15 protein-coding genes and 1 riboswitch are annotated in these 20,900 nt (G+C 62.6%); of the genes, 9 read left to right on the top strand and 6 right to left on the bottom strand.

Going from position 1 to position 20,900, the window contains the following annotated elements; all coding sequences use genetic code 11:
* Positions 1-71 precede the first annotated feature (71 nt).
* The 4 genes from H3U89_RS07035 to H3U89_RS07020 all read left to right on the top strand — a co-directional run bounded on the left by H3U89_RS07035 (position 72) and on the right by H3U89_RS07020 (position 4,207).
* Positions 72-1,811, top strand: coding sequence for an ABC transporter permease (locus tag H3U89_RS07035; RefSeq protein ID WP_198180561.1), 1,740 nt, complete (start codon positions 72-74; stop codon positions 1,809-1,811).
* A 20-nt stretch (positions 1,812-1,831) separates the two neighbouring features.
* Entirely contained in the window at positions 1,832-3,184 is a 1,353-nt protein-coding gene (locus H3U89_RS07030; protein ID WP_415873560.1) for an ABC transporter ATP-binding protein, read from the top strand.
* Between the two features lie 47 nt (positions 3,185-3,231).
* Positions 3,232-3,304, top strand: a riboswitch (Fluoride riboswitch).
* A gap of 16 nt (positions 3,305-3,320) precedes the next feature.
* Entirely contained in the window at positions 3,321-3,830 is a 510-nt protein-coding gene (locus H3U89_RS07025; RefSeq protein WP_198179878.1) for a fluoride efflux transporter FluC, read from the top strand.
* Positions 3,827-4,207, top strand: coding sequence for a fluoride efflux transporter FluC (locus H3U89_RS07020; RefSeq protein WP_198179880.1), 381 nt, complete (start codon positions 3,827-3,829; stop codon positions 4,205-4,207). Before H3U89_RS07025 ends, H3U89_RS07020 begins: the two co-directional genes overlap by 4 nt.
* A gap of 33 nt (positions 4,208-4,240) precedes the next feature.
* Here the strand turns inward: H3U89_RS07020 and H3U89_RS07015 are convergent, their stop codons facing one another.
* The 6 genes from H3U89_RS07015 to H3U89_RS06990 all read right to left on the bottom strand — a co-directional run bounded on the left by H3U89_RS07015 (position 4,241) and on the right by H3U89_RS06990 (position 10,352).
* Positions 4,241-5,248, bottom strand: a complete 1,008-nt coding sequence (locus H3U89_RS07015; RefSeq protein ID WP_198179882.1) for a bile acid:sodium symporter family protein — start codon at positions 5,246-5,248, stop codon at positions 4,241-4,243.
* Between the two features lie 106 nt (positions 5,249-5,354).
* Complete coding sequence (locus H3U89_RS07010; protein ID WP_198179884.1) at positions 5,355-6,158, bottom strand: L,D-transpeptidase; 804 nt, start codon at positions 6,156-6,158, stop codon at positions 5,355-5,357.
* A gap of 54 nt (positions 6,159-6,212) precedes the next feature.
* Positions 6,213-7,013: an alpha/beta fold hydrolase gene (locus tag H3U89_RS07005; protein WP_198179886.1), complete on the bottom strand. Its 801-nt coding sequence runs from the start codon at positions 7,011-7,013 to the stop codon at positions 6,213-6,215.
* A complete protein-coding gene (ychF, locus tag H3U89_RS07000) occupies positions 7,010-8,116 on the bottom strand; it encodes a redox-regulated ATPase YchF (RefSeq protein WP_045924585.1) in 1,107 nt (368 codons plus the stop codon). Before ychF ends, H3U89_RS07005 begins: the two co-directional genes overlap by 4 nt.
* Positions 8,117-8,158: 42 nt before the next feature.
* Positions 8,159-8,962 carry a pyrroline-5-carboxylate reductase gene (gene proC / locus H3U89_RS06995; RefSeq protein WP_198179888.1) on the bottom strand — a complete coding sequence of 268 codons (804 nt, stop codon included), beginning with the start codon at positions 8,960-8,962 and terminating at the stop codon, positions 8,159-8,161.
* Positions 8,963-8,972: 10 nt separating this feature from the next.
* Entirely contained in the window at positions 8,973-10,352 is a 1,380-nt protein-coding gene (locus tag H3U89_RS06990) for an alpha/beta fold hydrolase (RefSeq protein WP_198179890.1), read from the bottom strand.
* 625 nt (positions 10,353-10,977) lie between these two features.
* Between H3U89_RS06990 and H3U89_RS06985 the strand changes: the two genes are divergently transcribed.
* The 5 genes from H3U89_RS06985 (at position 10,978) to H3U89_RS06965 (ending at position 20,898) form a co-directional block, all read left to right on the top strand.
* Positions 10,978-13,902, top strand: a complete 2,925-nt coding sequence (locus H3U89_RS06985) for an RCC1 domain-containing protein (RefSeq protein WP_332467178.1) — start codon at positions 10,978-10,980, stop codon at positions 13,900-13,902.
* Positions 13,903-14,381: 479 nt separating this feature from the next.
* Positions 14,382-15,416, top strand: coding sequence for a LacI family DNA-binding transcriptional regulator (locus H3U89_RS06980; protein ID WP_198179897.1), 1,035 nt, complete (start codon positions 14,382-14,384; stop codon positions 15,414-15,416).
* 54 nt (positions 15,417-15,470) lie between these two features.
* The gene (locus tag H3U89_RS06975; protein ID WP_373564659.1) at positions 15,471-16,454 is read left to right on the top strand and encodes a ribokinase; all 984 of its coding nucleotides are present in this window, start codon (positions 15,471-15,473) and stop codon (positions 16,452-16,454) included.
* Positions 16,455-17,120: 666 nt separating this feature from the next.
* Positions 17,121-19,883: a sensor histidine kinase gene (locus H3U89_RS06970; protein ID WP_198179899.1), complete on the top strand. Its 2,763-nt coding sequence runs from the start codon at positions 17,121-17,123 to the stop codon at positions 19,881-19,883.
* Between the two features lie 325 nt (positions 19,884-20,208).
* A complete protein-coding gene (locus H3U89_RS06965) occupies positions 20,209-20,898 on the top strand; it encodes a response regulator (protein WP_198179901.1) in 690 nt (229 codons plus the stop codon).
* The last annotated feature ends 2 nt before the right edge of the window (positions 20,899-20,900 follow it).

Genomic DNA, 20,900 nt, shown 5'->3' with positions numbered 1-20,900 from the left:
TTCGAGGCTGCCGACAGGGATGTTCCGCACCTTGGAGGGAGGCCATCGTGAATACTGTCGCACTGCCAGGAATGCTCCGTTCTCCATTGAACGACGACCGCAGCCAGGCATCGCGCTCAACCCGTATATGGACGGGTCTGGCCGTAGCCATAGGCGCTCTGGTCCTATTGGGGGCCCTGGCCTATCTGCTGCCGGCCCTGGGCGCGCCCATCGGCCCGGCCGGGGTACCCTCGCACGTCTCCACCGACCCGGCCAATCTGCCCTATTACGCGCTTCGCTCCCTCTTCCGCATGTTCACGGCCCTGATCATCTCCCTGGTCTTCGCCTTCCTCTACGGACTGGCCGCCGCACGCTCCCGCCGCCTGGGCTCCGTACTCATCCCCCTGCTGGACATCCTGCAATCGGTGCCCGTCCTGGGCTTCCTGTCGGCCACCATCTCCATCTGGCTGGTCCTCTTCCCCGGGTCCATCATGGGCGTGGAGGCGGCCTCCATCTTCGCCATCTTCACCAGCCAGGCCTGGAACATGGCCTTTTCCTTCTACAACTCCCTGACCAACGAGCCCTCCGACCTGGACGAGGCGGTGAGGCTGATGCGCCTGACCCGTTGGCAGCGCTTCTGGAAGCTGGACGTGCCCAACTCCATGATCCCCCTGCTCTGGAACTGCATGATGAGCATGGGCGGCGGCTGGTTCTTCCTGACCGCCTCCGAGATGATCTCGGTCAACAACAGGACCCTGGCCCTGCCCGGCATCGGCTCCTTCGTGGAGGAGGCCACCGCCGAGCAGGACCTGGGCAAGGTAGGCCTGGCCATCCTGACCATGATCGTGGTGGTCCTGTTGATCGACTTCCTGCTCTGGAAGCCGCTGACCGCCTGGGCCGAGAAGTTCCGCTACACCAGCAGCCAGTCCACCGAGCCCCGGCGCAGCCTGGTGCTGACGGTCATCCGCCTGTCCGGGGTCAAGGACCTCCTGGGCCTGGTGGGCCATCCCCTGGCCGACCTGCTGGACCGGATCACCCGCCCCATGGGCCGCACCGGGGCACGCTGGAGCCGTGGCGGCGGACACAGGCGGACAGGCGACCTGATCTGGTGGGCCTGCCTGGCCCTGATCGGCCTGTGGGGACTCTGGCAGCTGGACCGCCTGGTCATCCGCCCGCTGGGCCTGGGCGAGGTCGGCCACGTCTTCCAGCTGGGTCTGCTGACCTTCCTGCGGGTGCTGATCCTGATGGTGGTCTGCACCATCGTCTGGGTGCCCATCGGCGCCCTGATCGGCATGAACCCGCGCATCTCCCGCTACCTGCAGCCCCTGGTGCAGATCCTGGCCTCCTTCCCGGCCAACTTCATCTTCCCCTTCGTCACCATGGTCTTCATCGTCTGGCGAATCGACATCAACTGGGGCAGCATCCTACTCATGGCCCTGGGCACCCAGTGGTACATCCTCTTCAACGTCATCGCCGGGGCCTCGGCCATCCCCGACGACTTGCTGGAGATGTCGCGCAGCCTGGGCCAGAACCGCTGGCAACGATGGAAGACCCTGATCCTGCCGGCCCTGTTCGGCTCCTGGTGCACCGGCGGCATCACAGCGGCCGGCGGAGCCTGGAACGCCTCCATCGTCTCCGAGGTCGTCTCCTACGGGAAGACCGAACTGACGGCCAAGGGCCTGGGTGCCTACATCGCCCAGGTGACCGCCACCGGCGACACCCCACGCATCATCCTGGGGGTGGCCGTCATGAGCATCTTCGTGGTCCTGGCCGACCGGTTCTTCTGGTCCCCCCTGCAATCACTGGCACAACGGCGCTATTCCCTGACATGAGAAGTCTGAGAGGTTCGACAATGACCAAGATCAATTCCAACGGGATCATCACGGCCGAGCACGTGACCAAGACCTACCAATCCGACAAGGGCGCGGAGCTGACCGTCCTGGACAACATCGACTTCACCCTGCACGAGGGCGAGGTGGTGGCCATCCTGGGCCGCTCAGGCGCCGGCAAGTCCACCCTGCTGCGCATCCTGGCCGGCCTGGTCCCGGCCAGCGAGGGCAGCGTCGAATACCGGGGCAAGCAGCTGGACGGGCCCAACCCCGGCGTGGCACTGGTCTTCCAGAGCTTCGCCCTGATGCCCTGGCTGACCGTCAAGGACAACGTGGAACTGGGCCTGCAGGCCCGGGGCGTGCCCAAGAAGGAGCGCGAAAAACTCTCCCTTGCCGCCATCGACGCCATCGGCCTTGACGGTTTCGAGAGCGCCTACCCCAAGGAACTCTCCGGCGGCATGCGCCAGCGCGTGGGCATCGCCCGGGCCCTGGTCCTTAAGCCGGACGCCCTCTTCATGGACGAGCCTTTCTCGGCCCTGGACGTGCTGACCGCCGAAAACCTTCGCCAGGAGGTCCTCAAGGTCTGGTCCGAGGAGGCGGGCAGCGTCAAGTCGGTCCTGATCGTCACCCACAACATCGAGGAGGCCGTGGAGATGGCCGACCGGGTCCTGGTCCTGGACTCGCATCCCGGCCGGGTCATCGCCAACGTGCCCATCAACCTGGACAGGCCTCGGGACAAGCAGTCCGACCTCTTCCAGTCCTGCGTGGACTACCTCTACTCCATCCTGACCGGCCAGCGTGACAGCGAGGACATCCGCCGCCGTCTGCAGACCAAGGTGCGCAACCGTCAGGCCGTGCGGGACTCGGTGCGGGACGAGGACACCGCCGAGCGCAACCTGCCCGACGCCACCCCCGGCGGCCTGGCCGGTCTGGCCGATGTCATGGTCAACCAGCCCAACGGCATGGACCTGGCCGACCTGGCAGCCAAGCTCTCCTTCGAGGTGGATGACCTCTTCCCTCTGATCGACGCCGGGCTCATGCTGGGCATCTTCCAGGCGGACAATGGGCACGTCAGGTTGACCGACCAGGGCCGGGCCTGGCACGACGCGGACATCCTGGAGAGCAAGGAGATGTTCTCGCGGATGCTGATGGATCACGTCCCGCTGATCCGCATCATCGACCGGGCTCTGAAGAACAGCGACGACAAGAGTCTGCATGGCTCCTTGATTCTGGACCTGCTGCGGGCCCACCACTCGGACAAGGAGGCCGTCCAGCAGTTCGACACCGCCATCACCTGGGGCCGCTACGGCGAGCTCTTCGACTACGATGCCGACGACGACCGGCTGACCCTGGACCCGGAGAACCACACCGAGTGAACAACTGCAGCAAGTACGGAAATCACGGTCCTCTGGCGCCCCTAGAATGAGCCTCGGGCGATGGAACCCGCCCGGGGCTTGAGCCCCGAACCGCAAACTGCTGATAGTTCCTGCACCATGATTCGACGACCCGTCTGTGGGCCAGGTGCAGGCACATGCCATCCAGCCCGACCCTGCGGATGCTGATCCGTCGGGAACCGAGACCTCAATGACCAAACCTCCTACCGGACCTGACATGGCCACAGCCCTGGTGGTGATGCTGGGTGGAACCCTGGGCACCGGCTGCCGGTACGCCTTGAGCCTGCTGCCGGGCCAGAGCGGCCCACTGCATCCGGGAACCCTCCTGGCCAACCTGATCGCCTGCGCAGGCTACGCCCTGCTGACCGCTTTCCTGGCCGGGCTGCCAAAAAGCGCACACGCGCGCCGAAGGCAACTGAGCAACAGGGGCCTGGGCATGGGCCTGTGCGGAGGGCTGTCGACCATGTCCACGCTCTCGCTGGAACTGGTCCAAGGACTGTCGGGCGGCCAAGTCCGGGCAACCCTTGCCTACCTGCTGATCTCCTTTGCCGGAGGCCTGATGGTCTCCTGGGCCATGGCCGCGCTGGGAGCACGTCTGGCCGCACACATCCAGGCAGGTGCGCAATGACCATTGCATTTACCGGGCTGATCTGCCTGTGCGGCGGCCTGGGTGCCGGACTTCGCTACCTGTTGGATACCCTGGTCAAGGCCCGCTGGCAGGTGGACCTGCCCCTGTCGACCATGATCATCAACCTGCTGGCCGGATTTGCTGCAGGACTGGTGGCCGCCCTGGCCGCCTTCCACGGACTGCCCGCCTGGGGACGGCTGCTGCTGGCCACAGGACTGCTGGGCGGCTTCTCCACCTTCTCGACAGCGGTCAACGAAGTGTTGGCCCTGACCCGGCAGAGACGGCATCTGGCGGCTCTTGGCTATCTGGCAGCCTCAATGCTCCTGCCGCCCCTGCTGACGGCCCTGGGTTTCCTGCTGGCAGGACCGGGCATGTAGCAGATCCAGCCAGCAATCAAGGAGCTGCGGAACCTAGGCGCGAGCCGGTTCCGGACGACCCTGGGCGGAGTCGGCGGCAATCCCCAGACGGTCGTCATGCCGACGCCACCAGGCGGACAGCACCGAGCCGGAGATGTTGTGCCAGACGCTGAAGAAGGTGGAGGGTATGGCCACAATCGGATCGGCGGCGAAGGCCTGCAGGGCCAGGGTCGCGCCCAGTCCGGAATCCTGCATGCCCACCTCGAAGGTGATGGCCTTCTGCTGGGCGTAGCGGAACCCCTTGGGGTAGATGCGGTACATGAGCCGGCTGAAGAGGAAGCCCAGCCCGTACCCGCACAGGTTGTGGAGCATGACCACCGGCAGGACCAGGGCGGTGGCGGCGGTGAAGAGCTTGGCATGGTTGACCGAGACCACCACGCCGATGATGACCAGGATGGCAATCTGCGAGACGGCCGGCAGGGCCACGGTCACCTTCTGCACCTTCTCCTTGAAGAAGGCGTGGACGGCCAGGCCCAGGGCGATGGGGATCAGCACCACCTCAAGGGCGGTCAGGAAGAGCTGCTTGGTGGGGATGGCCACATACTGGCTGGCCAGCAGGTTCATCAGCATGGGGATCATGAAGGGCGCGCAAAGCGTGGAAAGCAGGCCTATGGACACGTCCAGGGCCACATCGCCACGCGACAGGTAGGACATGACGTTGGAGGAGGTCCCCGAGGGGCAGCAGCCCACCAGGATGACTCCCACGGCGATCATGCCGTCCAGCCGGAAGATGCGGCAGAGCAGCACGGCCAGCAGGGGCATGATCAGGTAATGGGCTATGGTGCCGACGATGACCATGAGCGGCATTTTGACGATTCGCTTGAAGTCGTCCAGGCTCAGGGTCAGTCCCATGCCGAAGAGAATAATGCTCAGGAAGTAGTTGGTGTAGCTGCGGGCCCAAATGCTAATCTGCGGGACAAAGAAGTTGATGGCGGCCCAAACTAGGACCACCAGAATGAACCACTTAGTCAACCAGTCACTGAACCGCTGCACCTTTTGCATGATTCCTGACCACTTCCTCTCGATAGTTCTCTCTGTTGTAGGGGCAAAATTAGGAAACCCAAGTCGAGAGCGCAGGTGAATGGTCACATTTTGGACGTGCTGAAATTCACTTGACCAGGACGGGTGTGCCGGCGGGCACGGACTGCATGATCCATAGGGCGTCGGGCGCGGTCAGTCGGATGCAACCGTGGGAGCTAGGGCGGACACCCAGCAAGTCAGCCTCCTCCTTGATGTAGCTGCCGCTGGAATCAGTGGGGACCGAGTGGAAGAGGAAGACCCCGTGGTTCAGAAAGCTGGTGTAGTAACGGGCGCCCATCCCCTCCCTGGGGTTGTAGAAGTGGTCGCCGCGCTCAGACTGGATGCGGAAGCTGCCCTTGGGCGTGGAATCGTCCATGCCCGTCGAGGCGTACATGGTGTAGAGCAGTTGAGACCCGTCGCGCACATAGACCCGCTGATCCTGAAGGCTGACCTCCAGGGAGAGGCCAGGATGGACCGCAGGATCCGGGTAATCGACCTGCTGCGAAGGCTTGAGCCAATCGACAGGCTGAGCAGATGCGCCAGCAGGCTCGGTCTTCTGAACCTTTGTCCGCTCCCCTGCTTGTTCTTTTTTCGCTGATGAAGCGGAGGACTCGGATTTACCGGAATGATGCGCCTTGGGAAATTGTCTCGCCGAAACGGTGGCTGTGCTGGAAGCGCTCGCACCTGCTGAACGTTCCGCATGGGCCGCATCCGCCGGCTGGATCAGGTTGACGATCAGGACTGTCAGCAGCAACGTCAGCAGGGCGGTTATCACTACTACAGGCGTGCGGCGGACAGGGTCCAGCAACCAAAGGAGCATGGCAAGCACACGCCGCTTGAGGCGTTTGCTATCCAATCCCCAGACAGCCATGTCCTTCCCCTTCGTTGCCATCGAACGAACCTATATGCACAGTTCATTTTAGCGGCAGAAGGAAATAGGGAGGACTCAACCTTTCAGCACTTGCCTGGCCCAATCCTCCAGCAGGTCGCACACCAGGGCCGTCTGCTCGATCTGCACATTGTGGCCGGCCTGGTCCAACACCGAGTAGGAGGCTCGAGGGAAGCGGCAGGCCAGGTCGAACTGGTCCAGGTAGCCCACACGGTCGTCCTGGCGGCCGCAGACGAAGAGCACAGGGGCTATGAACCCGGACCAGACCTGGTCGAAGTCCATATCCAGCCGGTAGTGCCCCTCCATTCGAGCCACCGTGTCGGCATTGGCCGAACGAATGCCGGGCATGATGGTGCGTTGGTAGGCCTCAAGATGCTCCCGGGACTCGACCACAGCCATCTGCCGGTAAGCATGCCTGGTGAACTCGTCCACATCGGCCAGTCCCTGGTCGTCCCGGACCAGCACCTGACGCGGGGGCAGGCGCCTGTGGGCGGTCACCGGGTCGACCACCGAAGAGAGCAGGGCCATCCCCCGGCAGCGGTCCAACCGGCCGGCGGCAGCATGGCGACTGAGCAGCCCGCCCAGGGAGTTACCCACCAGGGCGAAGGGGCCGCCACCGCTGAAAATGTCCACCTGGTCATCCAGCCACCGGGCCAGACCGTCCAGATCGAGGATGGATGAATCGGGCGGTGTGCGGCCGAAGCCGGGCTGGTCCAGGTAGATTCGCTCAAAGCCACCCACCCGCTCGAAGGCGGGGTCCAGGTCGTCGAAGATGTGGTGGTCCACGCCGGACCCATGCACGAAGATCAGCGGCATCCCATGACCCCGACGAATGGCGAACCCGGGCCTGGCGCTCACTTCTTGGAACCGGAGGGAATGCCGGTCTTGAACTCCACGATGTCGCCGTCCTGCATGACGTAGTCCTTGCCCTCAAGGCGCATCTTGCCCTCTTCGCGCACCTTGGCGTAGGACCCGTCGGCGGCCACGAAGTCGTCGTAGGAGACCACCTCGGCCTTGATGAAGCCCTTCTCGAAGTCGGTGTGTATGACACCGGCGGCCTGGGGGGCGGTCCAGCCCTTGTGAATCTGCCAGGCGCGCACCTCCTTGACCCCGGCGGTCAGGAAGGTCTGCAGGCCAAGGATGTCGAAGCCCACCCGGGCCAGCTGGTCCAGGCCGGACTCCTTGAGCCCGGCATCGGTCAGCATCTCGCGGGCGTCGGCCTCGTCCAGCTCGGTCAGCTCGGACTCGAATTGGGCATTGAGGAAGATGGCGGGCGCAGGAGCCACGGAGTCGGCCAGCTGCTTCTTCAAGTCCTCGTTCTGCAGCTCGTCGTCGTCCACGTTGAAGACGTAGATGAAAGGCTTGGCGGTCATCAGATGCAGGTCGTAGAGCTCATCCTTGTCGATGTCCCCGGCCTGGGCCGCCTGGTCGATGGTCCGCCCCTGGCCCAGAATCTCCTTGGCCTTGCGGACGGTGTCCAGGTAGGCGGGCTTGATCTTGCCGCCGCGCTGGTCCTTTTCCAGCTTGGGCAGGGCCTTGTCGATGGTCTGCATGTCGGCCAGGATCAGCTCGGTGTTGATGGTGTCGATGTCGTCGGCCGGATCCACCTTGCCGTTGACGTGGACGATGTCGTCGTCATTGAAGGCGCGGACCACCTCGCAGATGGCGTCGGCCTCACGGATGTTGGCCAGGAACTGGTTGCCCAGCCCCTCCCCCTCCGAGGCCCCCTTGACGATGCCGGCGATGTCCACGAAGGTGACCGTGGCGGGCACGATCTTGTCTGTGTGGACCAGCTTGGCCAGGACAGGCAGCCGGTCGTCGGGCAGGGGGACGATGCCGGTATTGGGCTCGATGGTGGCGAAGGGGTAGTTCTCCGCCAGAACGTTGTTGCGGGTGAGGGCGTTGAAGAGAGTGGACTTGCCAACGTTGGGCAGCCCGACGATTCCTATGGTTAACGACATATGCACCAGTCTATTGCCCGGACTGCCCCGGCGTGGCTCCCCCTAGTCGCCGCGCTCCACCGCATCGATGGCCTCGATGACCGCTCCACGGAAGCCGTGCTTCTCCAGGGAGGCGACCCCCTTTATGGTGGTTCCGCCCGGCGAGCAGACCGCGTCCTTCATGGCCCCGGGGTTGGTGCCGGTGGCCAGGTAGAGGGCTCCGGTCCCCTGAACCATGCGAGCCGCCAGCCGGTAGGACGCCTGCCTGGACAGCCCGTGCTCCACCCCGGCGTCGGCCAGGGCCTCCATGTACATGGCCGTGTAGGCGGGCGCGCATCCGGCGATGGTCGTGCCCACCGAGACCAGCTCCCGGGGCAGCCGTTCGATCATGGCCACCGGGTCGAAGACCTGGGTGAAGAGCTTCCGCTGCTGGTCGGTCAGGGTGTCGTCCTCCTGGGTGACCAGAATCCCCTGCCCTACCGAAATGGGGGTGTTGGGGATGGCGCAGATCAGGTGGGTGCCCTCCTCCAGGATGTCGGCATAGTCCTCAAGGGTCATGCCGCCCACCACCGAGAGGACCATGCGGTCCGGGTCAGCCAGCTCGTGGCGGATGGGCTCGCAGACCTGGGCCACCTGCCCAGGCTTGACGGCCAGAATCACCAGGTCGGCGGCCGCAGCCACCTCGGTGCCGGAGTGCATGGGCCGCACCCCCAGCTGGGCCGTCCGCTCCACCAGCCGGTCGTAGTGGGCTGCACAGGCCACAATCCGGCCGCCGGGCAACACGCCTGCGTCGACCAGGCCCTGGGCAATGGCCTGGGCCATGTTGCCGTATCCGATGAATCCGAGAGTCAATGAGTCCGTGTTCATGCCCTCAAGTCTAGCCGCGCGCCGGGAAGAGCCCCTCCAGATCGCCGCGCTCCAAGGCCAGCCGGTAGAGGTGGGCGAAGACCCTGTCCCCGTGCAGCCCGTCGTGCTCGAACTCGTTGGTCACCCAGGCATGGGCGTGGCCCACGCGCGAGAGGGTGTCCAGCTGAAGCTCGGAGGGCACGTAGAGGTCGTCGGCATAGACCGCGGCCTGCAGGGGAACCTGATTGCCGGCCAGGCGCTCGGGATCGTACAGGTGGCCCCAGGAGCCCTCCTCCATGAGCAGGCTGACCGCCGGGCCGAAGGGGCGCAGGGCCGCCTCCTGCTCGAACATCCAGGGGAAGATCGCCTCCCCGGTGAACATGAGCGGACGGGCAGCAGTGTTGAATTCAGGACGGACATCGCGTACCCGCTGTGCAGCCCAGCGCAGGGGTTCGCGGTCCCCATCGGCGTAGATGAACTCCTGCAGGGGCCAGTAGAGCGGTGTGACGGCAGTGGCCGACCGCACCCCCTCCAGGAAGGCCTGCGAGAGGGTGGCCCGGGAGCTGCTAGCGCCGGAAGCGGGCAGGCTGCCGTCGCCGTTCAGGAAGGCCGTGTCCAACAGCCAGTGGAGACGCTCGAACCCGCCGCTCTTGCCCAGGTCGGCGCCAAGGGTCTGCAGCCGCTCCACGCTCAGGGGGTCGCCTCCGGGCAGGACCACATCGCCCTGGGACAGCCGGTCGGCAATGGCCGCCACACGGTCTTGATCCCCCGGATAGCGCTGATAGAAGGCCTGGGACCGCTGGGCCATCTTGGTAAAGGTGTGGGAGAAGAGCTCGTATGCATCAGTGGGGATGTGGGGCACGCCCCCGGCAGTGAAGGCCGCAGCCAACCCTTCTGGAAAGTTCGACAGGTAGGCCAGGGTCAGATAACCGCCAAAGCTCTGCCCCAGGGCGACCCAGGGATGGCCGGCGAAGACCGTGCGACGCAGGTGCTCGAAGTCCCGGATGATGGAGTCGGCCAGAAAATGCTTCAGATAGTCGGCCTGGGCCCGAGGCTCGCCCAGGGAGGCCATGGTGGAGCCGTCGATGGCGCTGGACCGGCCCGTACCCCGCTGGTCGGGCAGGACAATGCGGAAGTGGCGCAGGGCCTCGGTCATCCACCCGTCGGCAGTGGCGTTCAGCGGCCGTGGGGCGCCCGAGCCGGGTCCGCCCTGCAGGTAGACCAGCAGCGGCAGGTCATCGTGGATGTGCTCGGGGGCGCAGACCACGCGGTAGAAACAGCGAATGACCGCCTGGTCCGAATGATCTTCGGCTCGCCAGACGCCAGGTTCACTGCCCGCCCAGTCCAAGGGAACGGGGATGGATCCCTCCCGAACGTAGAGTCCCGGCAGATAGTATCCCTGGTTGGTCATACGCCGGCTCCTTTCTTTGAGATCAGTCGGGTTCATTGTCTCCGGGCGGTTGGACCGGCTTGTGTGTTGTTTTCTGACCGGGTGGTAGGGTGAGAAGCGGGGGATGTCGAGAAGACGGCTGATTCGGCTATGGCTACTGTAATCCGATGCAGGGCTGGCATTGACAGGCAGCACGGCTTTCCGACAGGAAGAACTTTATTAGGCAAGCGGTTTTTATCCCGCTTGGTGTTTGGTGAAGGGGTTTTGGTTTCATGCATCTGGTTTCCCGTCTGCATCGCATCATGGCGATGATGACCGTCCTGATCAGCCTGCTGGCAGGCCTGGGCGTCGCGTCCGCCCAGGCGGACGCTCCCATACTCCCCGGGGGGGGGGGGGTCGTCAGACCCCTCGCGTAGCTAACCAAAACCCCGGCACCCTCCTCAGCAACGCAACCAGCACACCACTACCCACACCCTCACCGATACAAACCACCACACCATTAAGCCCTACTTCGGGCACCCTGTCATCGACGACGGGAACACCTGACAGCGCAGACTCCGCTCCGGCCAAATCAATAGAGAAGACGGACGATCAAGCCACACATGTAGTGCGCTTCGACCCAGCCGACGGCAGCACATCCACACCGGTGAGCGTGAAAACCGGCACCCTCGCCACTCCCCCGCAGCACAATCCGCAGCGTGATGGCTTCCGGTTCGACGGGTGGACACTCGACAACCAGCCTTTCGACTTCCAGACCCCCGTCCTCCAGAACACGACCCTGAAAGCCAAGTGGTCGAAGACCACGGACTGGACGCTGAGCCCGGACCACGGGCCCGCCACCGGCGCCAGGCTGACCATCAACCCACCCAACAAGAAGGAACCTCGATTCGCCAGTGTTCATGCCGCTGAAGACCAGGCAGTCGGCCTGACCGGCGACGGCCATATCTACACATGGACGCAGGATGGAACAACCGTGCGGGTGCCCTCCCCTGCCCAGGCTCCCGACGGGTTCCACTACCTGCAGGCCGCAGCCGGCAGCCGACGGCAAGCCGCACTCGGATCCGACCAGCACATCTACACCTGGAACAGCCAACAAACCACACCCACCATCGTCGACACCGGTCGGAACGCCGAGTTCACTAGCATCAACATAAGCGGCGACCGGCTCCTGGCCGTGGACCGGCAGGGACAGGTCAACACCTATCAGGCCAGTCAGAACCCGAACCCGAAACTGATAGAGCAGGCCGCAACCAGCCTGCCCGGAGAGGCGCAGGCCGTCACCGCCATCGCCTCCGGCAGCCGAATCCTCTCTTTGGACTCGGACGGACAAGCCTGGACCTGGGACACGGGCAAGACTGGCAACATCAAGCCCACACGCATAAAACAAGACACAAAAACCCGCATCATCCAAGCCCAAGCCCTCAACCAGGGATTCCTCCTTTTAGATGCGGACGGTCACGCCTATCATCTGGCCGACAGCATGACCAGTCTTACAGCCATCAACCTGCCGGAAAGCATGAAAGCCAGTTCGGCCACCACCAACAAGAACCAGGCCATGATCACCGGCAAGGACGGCCACATCTGGGCCTGGAAACCCGGCGAAGCGCCCACGCGCGCGGACAACGGGAGCAAGCAATACACGCAGGCCGCCGAAGCCGACGGCAGAATCACCGCCATCAACAGGCAGGGAGACATATACAGGTGGAGCCTGGACGGGCAGGGCCAGCCCGGCAAGCCAGCCGGACTCGACACCGTCTCCGAGCCGACACTGGATACAGTCAGCATGGACGGCCAGCCGCTGACAATCATTAAGAAGAACGATACCTGGCAGGCGGATGCTTCAGCCCACAAGCCGGGACCAGCCGCCATCACACTCGCCGGCAGGCAGGACGGCCAGCCCTTCACCAGGAGCCTCAACTACACGGTCGACCAGCGGCTGACCAGAGACGACCAGCAGGGCACCACCCACACCGTCACCTTCAATGCGTACGGAGGAAGCCCCAGACCCGCCGACCAGAACATCTCAGACCCCTACGGCAGAGTGAAGCGGCCCACCCCAGACCCGACGCGTGAAGGCTACCAGTTCGACGGATGGTTCATAGGCGAAGTCGCCTACGACTTCAGCAAGCCCGTCACCAAGGACCTGACCCTTACCGCCAAGTGGACTGAAAGCGGGAACAACAAGTGGAGCATCAGCCCCGACAAGGGCAGCCAGCTGGGCAGGGAATCCACCACCATCACCCCGCCGAACACCAGCCGGGGCATCAGGTTCAGCCAACTCAGCGGATCAAGAAAAGAGCCTGGTGTAGGCGATAGTTTTTCTTTGGCTGTGGGCAGCGACGGGAATGCCTACGCATGGGGACAGAACTGGTATGGCCAGCTCGGCGACGGGACGAAAACCAACCGGAACACACCGGTCATGGTCAAGACGCCTGACCGCAAGACGTATCCTGACCTGCCGGCGGATTTCACCTACGTGCAGGTCAGTGCCGGATACCATCATTCGCTGGCCGTGGGCAGCGACGGCAACGCCTACGCCTGGGGAAACAGCCAGACTACGACGGTCATGGTGAGCAAGCCTGAAGGCGCGCCCGCGGATTTCACGTACATGCAGGTCAGCGCCGGATACGATTATTCGCTGGCCGTGGGCAGCGACGGGAACGCCTACGCCTGGGGAAACAACGAGCATGGCCAGCTCGGCGACGGGACGACCATCAACCGGTATGCCCCGGTTAAAGTGGGGAAGCCCGCGGATTTCACGTACGTGCAGGTCAGCGCAGGAACCTATCATTCGCTGGCCTTGGGCAGCGACGGGAACGTTTACACCTGGGGAAACAGCCAGACTACGCCGGTCATGGTGGAGAAGCCTGATCGCAAGATGTATCCGGACCTGCCTAGGGATTTCACCTACGTGCAGGTCAGCGCCGGAAGCTCTCATTCGCTGGCCCTGGGCAGCGACGGATACGCCTACGCATGGGGATGGAACTTCGAGGGCGAGCTCGGCAACAACAGCAGCAGTAATTCGTCTGTTCCTGTGCGTGCGCGCGATTCCACCAAGCCGAACGATACGAGCAAAGGACTGCAAGCCGTACAGATCGGCGCCGGAGCCTATCATTCGCTGGCTGTGGGCAGCGACGGATACACCTACGCATGGGGATGGAACTGCACTGGACAGCTCGGCAACGGCAACTACGACGGCAGCTACCATGATTATCCTGTTCCTGCGCCAGTGGTGTTCAACCTGATGCCTGTGATTACAGGCGTCAGGTTCGACCAGACCGCCGTATCAGGACTGACACGCGGCGACGGCAGCAGCGTGACCGTGCTCACGCCCGCACACCAGCCGGGCACGGTCACGGTCAGCGTGGACTACATGATGGGCGGTACCGGAAGCACTCTTACGGACAAATCCCTCGCCTATACGTACCTGCCCGCAGGCGTCCTCCCCAAGGCCGGAGGGGAGGGCATTCTGCTCGCCCTGGCCACAGGCATGACCGGCATAGGCGGGGTCCTCGCCTCACGCCGCCACCGGAAAGAACAACACAGGTTGCTTCACGCTTCGCTCGAGTAAGAGCGGCCGGGCGGCGTATCAATCCCCCCGCCCCCGGCCCACACAGGGGGAGCAGGGAGGAACGTGTCACTTTAAGACTCAAACCCCAAGAGAGCCCGACACATCCTCCCGCGCCCCCACCACACTTCTGCAGGCGGAAGCCGAGGGCAGGCATGCACGCCCCCGCCCCCGCCCGGGAGAGGAGGAAACACGGCCAGGCCGGCCAGGAGGCTCAACAGCCCCCAGCCAGCCCGGCCGCTGTTCATCTCCTTATCCCAGCATAATCGAGCAAACAGCAGCTTTATCACCTAGCATTTAGCCGCACGCGCCTTCACTCATAGCCAAGCCTCGGCGGGCCATGCTGTGAAAGTTGCGGTATCGTTACCGCACTGATATAACTGAAGGCTGTCAGAACTGTCCGCCTACCCATGGCGGCGATCAGGCAACCGCCGAGGTCGGCAGTCCGGCCCGGCGGCCGACCACTTCGACGAAAGGCCAGGATGGCGTACGCGACGATCAGGGATGTGGCCCAACGGGCCGGTGTCTCCGTATCGACGGTCTCCCGAGCCCTCAACGACTCCGGGCGCATCTCCCCCGCCACACGACAGCGCATCAACCAGGTCATCCACGACCTGCACTATGTGCCGGACTCCCGGGCCCGATCCATGCACTCCGCCCACTCGCGCACCATCGGCCTGCTCATCCCCGACATCCGCAACTCCTACTTCGCGGACCTGGCCTATCTGATCCAAGGCCAGCTGCTCAACCACGGCTTCCAGACCCTGATCTGCACCTCCACCCAGGGGGACCCCGGCGAGGACCGGGCGCAGGTGCGCAACCTGCTGGGCCAGCACATCGACGGAGCCATCATCGTGCCCGGGCCGCGTTCCTCGCACACCCTGGAGGAGCTGACCAGACGCGGGCTGCCCCTGGTCTGCGTGGACCGTGCGGCCGAGGGCGCCGCCGGACGCGGCGGGCGGGCCATCCCCTGTGTGGACGCCGACCCTGAGCCCGGCCTGCGGCAGGCCCTTGAGGATCTGCACGCCCAGGGCCACCGACGCATCACCCTGGTGCCCGGGCCCCTCAGGGAATCGGCCACCTTCCGGGAACGCCTGGATGTCTACCGGAACCTGCTGGCCGGCATCGAGGGCATGGACGACCCCCTGGCCGACCAGGTGGAGCCCGGCACCTTCGACCCCGACATGATTGACCTCTGGGCCCGGCGGGGCATCACCGGCGTGCTCTTCGGATCCTCCCTGGATGCCATACGCGCCATCAAAACGGCACAGTCGCGAGCAATCAGCATCGGCGAGGACCTGTCCATGATCACCTTCGACGACCTGCCCGTCTTCCGCATCCTGACCCCGGCCGTATCGACCATCTCCCAGCAGATCGACACCATGGGGACCCGCTGCGTGGACATGCTCCTGGCTCTGATGGCAGGCTCGCCCGTGCGGTCGGTCCGGCTGCAGACCAGCTACCGCCACTGCGCCTCGGTGGGTCGCCCGCCCGCGCACACCGGCCAGGATCCCTGAACCTGTCACAGCGTGATCATCAAGGCGGACAAGCTCATCAAGGAACGGAGAAACATGATTCAAGATATGGCGGCGGCACCCGACCAGGTGCTCAAGGGACTGGATACCATCACAGGGTCCATCTCGGTGGTCGGATCCATGAATGCGGACTACACCGTCAACACCGACCGGCTGCCCAAGCCCGGCGAGACCATCAACGGCGGTCCCCTGCAGGTGCTGCCCGGGGGCAAGTCGGCCAACCAGGCGGCGACCGCGGCCCGCATCGGCGCCCAGGTCAGGCTCTTCGGGGCCGTGGGATCCGACTCCAACGCCGACTTCCTGCTGGGGCAGCTGGGCAATGCCGGGGTGGACGTCTCCCATGTGATGACCGTGCCGGGAGCCAGCGGAACCACAGTCATCACCGTGGATGCGCGCGGCGAGAACACCATCGTCTACTCCCCCGGCTCCAACGGCAAGGTGGATGTGGACTACGCCCACCGCTCCCGCCAGGCCCTGACCTCGGCCAAGGTGCTGGGCCTGTGCCTGGAGAGCCCCATCGAGACGGTCACCGAGGCCGCGCGCATGGGCCACGAGGCCGGCATGACCGTGCTGCTCAACGACTCCCCCTTCCGCGCCGACCTGCCTGCCGACCTGATCGCCAACTCGGATCTGATCCTGGTCAACGAGCATGAGATGGCTCAGCTGCTGGGCATCGACGAGCCCGAGGACGGCGACTGGCTGGGGGCCGACTGGGACCGGATCAACCAGACCATGCAGGACTTCGGCTTCCACCGGGCCATCGTCACCTTGGGCGGCGAGGGATCCATGGTGCTGGACCAGGGCCAGACCTACCGGATTCACGCCGTGCATGTGGACGCCGTGGACACCACCGGCTGCGGGGACGCCTTCATGGGCACCGTGCTGGCCGGCCTTGCCTCCGACATGACCCTTGTGCAGGCCGCCCAGCTGGCCTCCTACGTCTCCGCCTACGCCGCCACCGGGCAGGGGGCGCAGGCCTCCTACGGCACGGCCGAGCAGATTAGGCTGCGTTTCTCCTGAGTTTGGACGTTCGGGGCCGGAGCCATCAAGGTCGAGCCATCGGAATCCTGACCACCGGGATCTTGTAACCAGGGTCCGCTGGTCAGGGTCCACCGATTATACAAGTAGAGCGCTGCTGACCCCCTCCCTACGTTGTCAGGCCGATGAACCGTTGCGGAATGCACCACGATTCGTCGGCCTGACTGGTATCTGTGCGATACAGGCTGGATGGATGGATACTGGATGCATACTTGTTGCCAGTTGAGTGCGAATATGGAATCCATACCCATTACCAACTAAGGACAAGTCCGATATCCGCTTTTATTGCCGTCTGAATCCAAGCACTGAATCTGTTCTTATCGCCAGTGTTAAATACATCTATGGGTCGCGACGTGCATTGGAGAGTACGCGTGTGTCTTGGCCGTGCAAGCTATGCAGAGAATCATTCGATGCGAGAATGCGTGAGCAGCACCACGGCAAGGAGCGGCAACAAGTCTGTCCAAGTGTCAGACAGCTGATCACCAATCGTCATATGCAAGGCCGCCATCTTTTGACTCACTACTAAGCGCCCGTTCCCGATTACAACTACTCTGGCTCATCCGCCTTGCGACAGCCTGGGACCGCGTTTGACCTCATCATCCCTCGGACTGATGGCACCTCCCGCTGTCCCCGAATATTGTTGATTCCATGAACACAGTCAGTCAAACAGCGCAGCGACCAATCACCAGGTCCAATAATCGAATGCTACTGACTGACGCTCTCTTCGCCATCCTTCTGTTTCTGCTGGTGAGCGGCTCCAGCGCCAATCTACGAGATGGGGCCCTGATCCCCTTGCAGGAAAACCTGATCCTGATGTGGACTGTCCTGCTCATAGCCCCTGTGGTTATCCGTCGCCGATTCCCGGATTTAGCAGCCGGGCTCTTCGTCGCTGTGGCTCTGGCTCAGCTCCTGTTGGGGCCTGCCATCATGCTCACCGATGCAGTCTGCCTGGTGATGGTCTATTCCTGTCTGCTCTACGGACGTCCATCCTGGCGCCGACTCTATCTGACTGTGGCTTGGGTCATGACGCCCCTATCCTGCCTTATCTTTACATTGGTCGATCTGGGGTTTCTGCCTCCGGGCAAGACGTGGCCGGACCACATCTCAATGTTGCCGACCTCATTCAAAGATCTGGCAGTCACCTTCCTATCGAATTTACTGATCGAGGGGCTTCTGCTGCTCATAGCCATCGTTGCAGCCTACTGGACGCGGACCAGAAGGGATGCCATTGATGAGGCCCGGCGACGCAACCACGCCTTGGCCCTGCAGGCAGAACAAAGCGCGGCCCTGTCTGCCAGCGCTGAGCGGGCCCGCATAGCACGTGACATGCACGATGTCGTCGCCCACACTCTGTCCATCGTCATCGTGCAGGCAGATGCCGGCAGATACGCAGCCACAGCCGATACGAACCTTGCTCTCAAGATCATGCGCACCATTGATCAAGAGAGCCGCCGCGCCCTACGTGAGCTGAGCTCGCTTTTCGGCAAACTCAAGACTCCAACCAACCCGGCACCCGAAACCAGCCAAAAGACAGCGGATTCTCCTCCAGGCCAACACTCTTCTTCCCCACCACCAACGGACCCAGCCCATATCCAGCCGCTTGACCAATCTCAAACAACTGCCCAAACGAATTCCGCTAGTCAATCCGGGAACGCTCATAATCTGAATCCAGCCGGAACAGATTGCACTCAGCCGAGCCAAGCCAGCGGCCATCTTCACATAATCAAAGAGAGTCCAGCCACCAACACTGCCAAGGCCAACGTTGATACGGCCGACAATGCGCGTATCTGGCCTTCGGTTGCCACCTCTTCAAACAATCCGCCGACCAGCTATAAATCATGGTCAGACCTGATAGATGCCGCCCGACTTGCTCAGCCAGAATCCCAATTCAGCCGACGCATTGAAGGCCGACCCTGCCCAGAAAAGCTGGATCGCAGCCGCACCATAACTGCTTACCGGGTGCTGCAAGAAGCATTGACCAATGTTCGCAAGCATGCCGCTCCGGCTTCGGCTGTGCTAGTTGAAGAACAGTGGCTCACGGACGGTTTGTGTCTAACCATTGACGACCGCCCATTTGACCATGCCTCTACCAATTCAGATTCTCCGCCACAGATGGACCGACCTACGCATTCAGGTTTCGGTCTTATAGGGATGCGCGAACGACTGACTTCTCTTGGAGGCAACCTTCAAACTGGTCCCGAAACAGAAGGCGGGTACCACCTCCAAGCGTGGATTCCTTTTGCCACTCCGCCAAAGTCCGACCCTGAAGCGGGGATACGTGCCAATCGACAAGCTCAATGGTCCCTGCGCTCGATTGTCTCCACGCTCTTCGTCTGGTTTCAACGCCATCCATTGACGGCCGACCTGGGTTTGGTAATCGGACTCGTATTGGTAGAGAATCCAGGTCACGCTCTTGCTATAGCACCTGTCATGCGACAATATGATCCGGGCCGACCAGTAAAGGTCATCGCCACGCTAGGTATCGCTTTGCCTCTGATTGTGCGCAGGGTCCGTCCCGGCATTTGCGCCGCCATAGTGTCTGCAGTTGCCGCCCTGCTGCTGCTCTTCTCGCCCTGGCTGCCAGAAGCTGCAGTCTTATCCCCAGTCGCTGTATATTCAGCAATGGTTTACGGTAAATACACCACCCGACGGTGGGTTCCGTTGGCGGTCATCACGGATACGGTTTTATGGGCTGTCAGATGTGTAGCCAATAACCAAGGGTGTCCAACCATTCTGGCCTACATGACAGAAGGCCCGGCAAAATCATCTTTCTCTGTATCCCATTTAACACTTTTCATAGTGATGGCCGCACCGGCCTTGATCTGTCTGCTGACCATTCTGATTGCCTCACGCCGACGTACTCGTGGTTCGGTCCTGCTCCTCCAGCAGGAACGCGAGCGCGCGCTAAACCAGACCCTGCAGGAAAGCCAGGCTCTGGCAGCCAATCAAGAGCGCGAACTCATTGGCTCTACCATGCAGGTAGAAGTGGCTGCAACCCTGAATACAGTCATTGCATCCACTACCAAAGCCATCTCCGAGTTGAACCATTATCAAGTCAAGGGGGTGAACCCTTCCCCAGAGCAGGTAGCGCAAGCCTTCGGCGACATTGCAACTCAAGGACGCCAGGCCCTAGCTCGCATGCGACAACTGCTCACTATCCTGCGTCACAGTTCCAGAACCGATTTGCGTTCAAACATTGACACCGCCGATTCCCAAGACACGAGCCTCGATTCATGCAGGAACCAGATGGTCGAACCCACACACAAGACCATACCTTTGCCGGCTCTTCATCCAGCCAAACCCCTGCCAGTAGATCTCGATGATCAGCTCGACAACCATTCGCAACAATCACAACAGGATAAGGAGCCAGAGCATGCCCAATCGGACCAATCAGAGCAATCGAACTCCTGACATAGGCGTTCCTGATGAGGAGCACCTCCTAAGACGAACATACAGAAAAATGAGCACTCTATAAGTCATACACCCGAAGATTAGCCCACTACAGGCAACGATAGCTGACGAGCGCCACTCCACAATTTAACAGTCGCTCCGACGACAGTTGTTCAGTCAACATTTCAGTCAACTTTTACTCAGTCAACAATCAACCAGGCAGCGATTACATTGATTAGAAATTGAAACCGGTCGTAATTCCCAGTCATAATTCCCAGCAACACTCAACTCAGATAAAATCGGATGGTGGCGCTGGCCATCATCTAGCGGAAAGAAGCAGGCTCTCATGGAACGGACCGAACCCATCAGCGTTGCCGTCGTGGACGACCAGGATCTGGTCCGAGCCGGTTTTGCCATGGTCATCGGCTCCCAGGATGACATGACCGTGGTTGGCCAAGGCGCGGACGGCGAGCAAGCAGTGGATCTGGCCTCACGCCTGCGTCCTGACGTGATCCTCATGGATGTCCGCATGCCCGGCATGGATGGTTTGACAGCCACCCGCCTGATCACTGCTTTGTCACCCGACCGTCCGGAGCCCAGGGTCATTGTGCTGACCACCTTTGATCTTGACGAATACGTCATGGCTGCCATAAAAGCCGGTGCATCAGGATTTCTGCTCAAGGATACCGAGCCTGAAACCCTCCTGTCCTCCATCCGTACAGTTCACCGGGGCAATGCGATCATCGCTCCTTCGGCTACAAAACGCCTGATCGAACACATGGCCCATGACGTGCCTGCGGCCGGGTCCATGCCATCGGGATCGACCTACCGCGATCCCGAAGTGGACCTGCTCACTGATCGCGAGCTGCAGGTCCTGATTCACATAGCCCAAGGTCTGAGCAACCAGGAGATAGCCGACAATCTGGGGATCTCACTGCCCACAGTGAAAACTCATGTCACTCACATTCTCCAGAAGATCAATGCCCGGGACCGCGTCCAGGCGGTGGTCTTCGCTTACGAAAACCATCTGGTATGAAC

The organism is Bifidobacterium sp. W8104, assembly GCF_016100735.1.
GTDB classification, from domain to species: domain Bacteria; phylum Actinomycetota; class Actinomycetes; order Actinomycetales; family Bifidobacteriaceae; genus Bombiscardovia; species Bombiscardovia choladohabitans.
The sequence above is the reverse complement of the archived record's forward strand: the minus strand, read 5'-3'. Positions and strand labels throughout refer to the sequence as shown.

What these genes read in the sequence shown, in the direction of transcription:
- H3U89_RS07035 (WP_198180561.1), top strand. Translation starts at nt 72, where the DNA reads ATGCTCCGTTCTCCATTGAACGACGACCGCAGCCAGGCATCGCGCTCA.
- H3U89_RS07030 (WP_415873560.1), top strand. Translation starts at nt 1,832, where the DNA reads ATGACCAAGATCAATTCCAACGGGATCATCACGGCCGAGCACGTGACC.
- H3U89_RS07020 (WP_198179880.1), top strand. Translation starts at nt 3,827, where the DNA reads ATGACCATTGCATTTACCGGGCTGATCTGCCTGTGCGGCGGCCTGGGT.
- H3U89_RS07015 (WP_198179882.1), bottom strand. Translation starts at nt 5,248, where the DNA reads ATGCAAAAGGTGCAGCGGTTCAGTGACTGGTTGACTAAGTGGTTCATT.
- H3U89_RS07010 (WP_198179884.1), bottom strand. Translation starts at nt 6,158, where the DNA reads ATGGCAACGAAGGGGAAGGACATGGCTGTCTGGGGATTGGATAGCAAA.
- ychF (WP_045924585.1), bottom strand. Translation starts at nt 8,116, where the DNA reads ATGTCGTTAACCATAGGAATCGTCGGGCTGCCCAACGTTGGCAAGTCC.
- proC (WP_198179888.1), bottom strand. Translation starts at nt 8,962, where the DNA reads ATGAACACGGACTCATTGACTCTCGGATTCATCGGATACGGCAACATG.
- H3U89_RS06990 (WP_198179890.1), bottom strand. Translation starts at nt 10,352, where the DNA reads ATGACCAACCAGGGATACTATCTGCCGGGACTCTACGTTCGGGAGGGA.
- H3U89_RS06980 (WP_198179897.1), top strand. Translation starts at nt 14,382, where the DNA reads ATGGCGTACGCGACGATCAGGGATGTGGCCCAACGGGCCGGTGTCTCC.
- H3U89_RS06975 (WP_373564659.1), top strand. Translation starts at nt 15,471, where the DNA reads ATGATTCAAGATATGGCGGCGGCACCCGACCAGGTGCTCAAGGGACTG.
- H3U89_RS06970 (WP_198179899.1), top strand. Translation starts at nt 17,121, where the DNA reads ATGAACACAGTCAGTCAAACAGCGCAGCGACCAATCACCAGGTCCAAT.
- H3U89_RS06965 (WP_198179901.1), top strand. Translation starts at nt 20,209, where the DNA reads ATGGAACGGACCGAACCCATCAGCGTTGCCGTCGTGGACGACCAGGAT.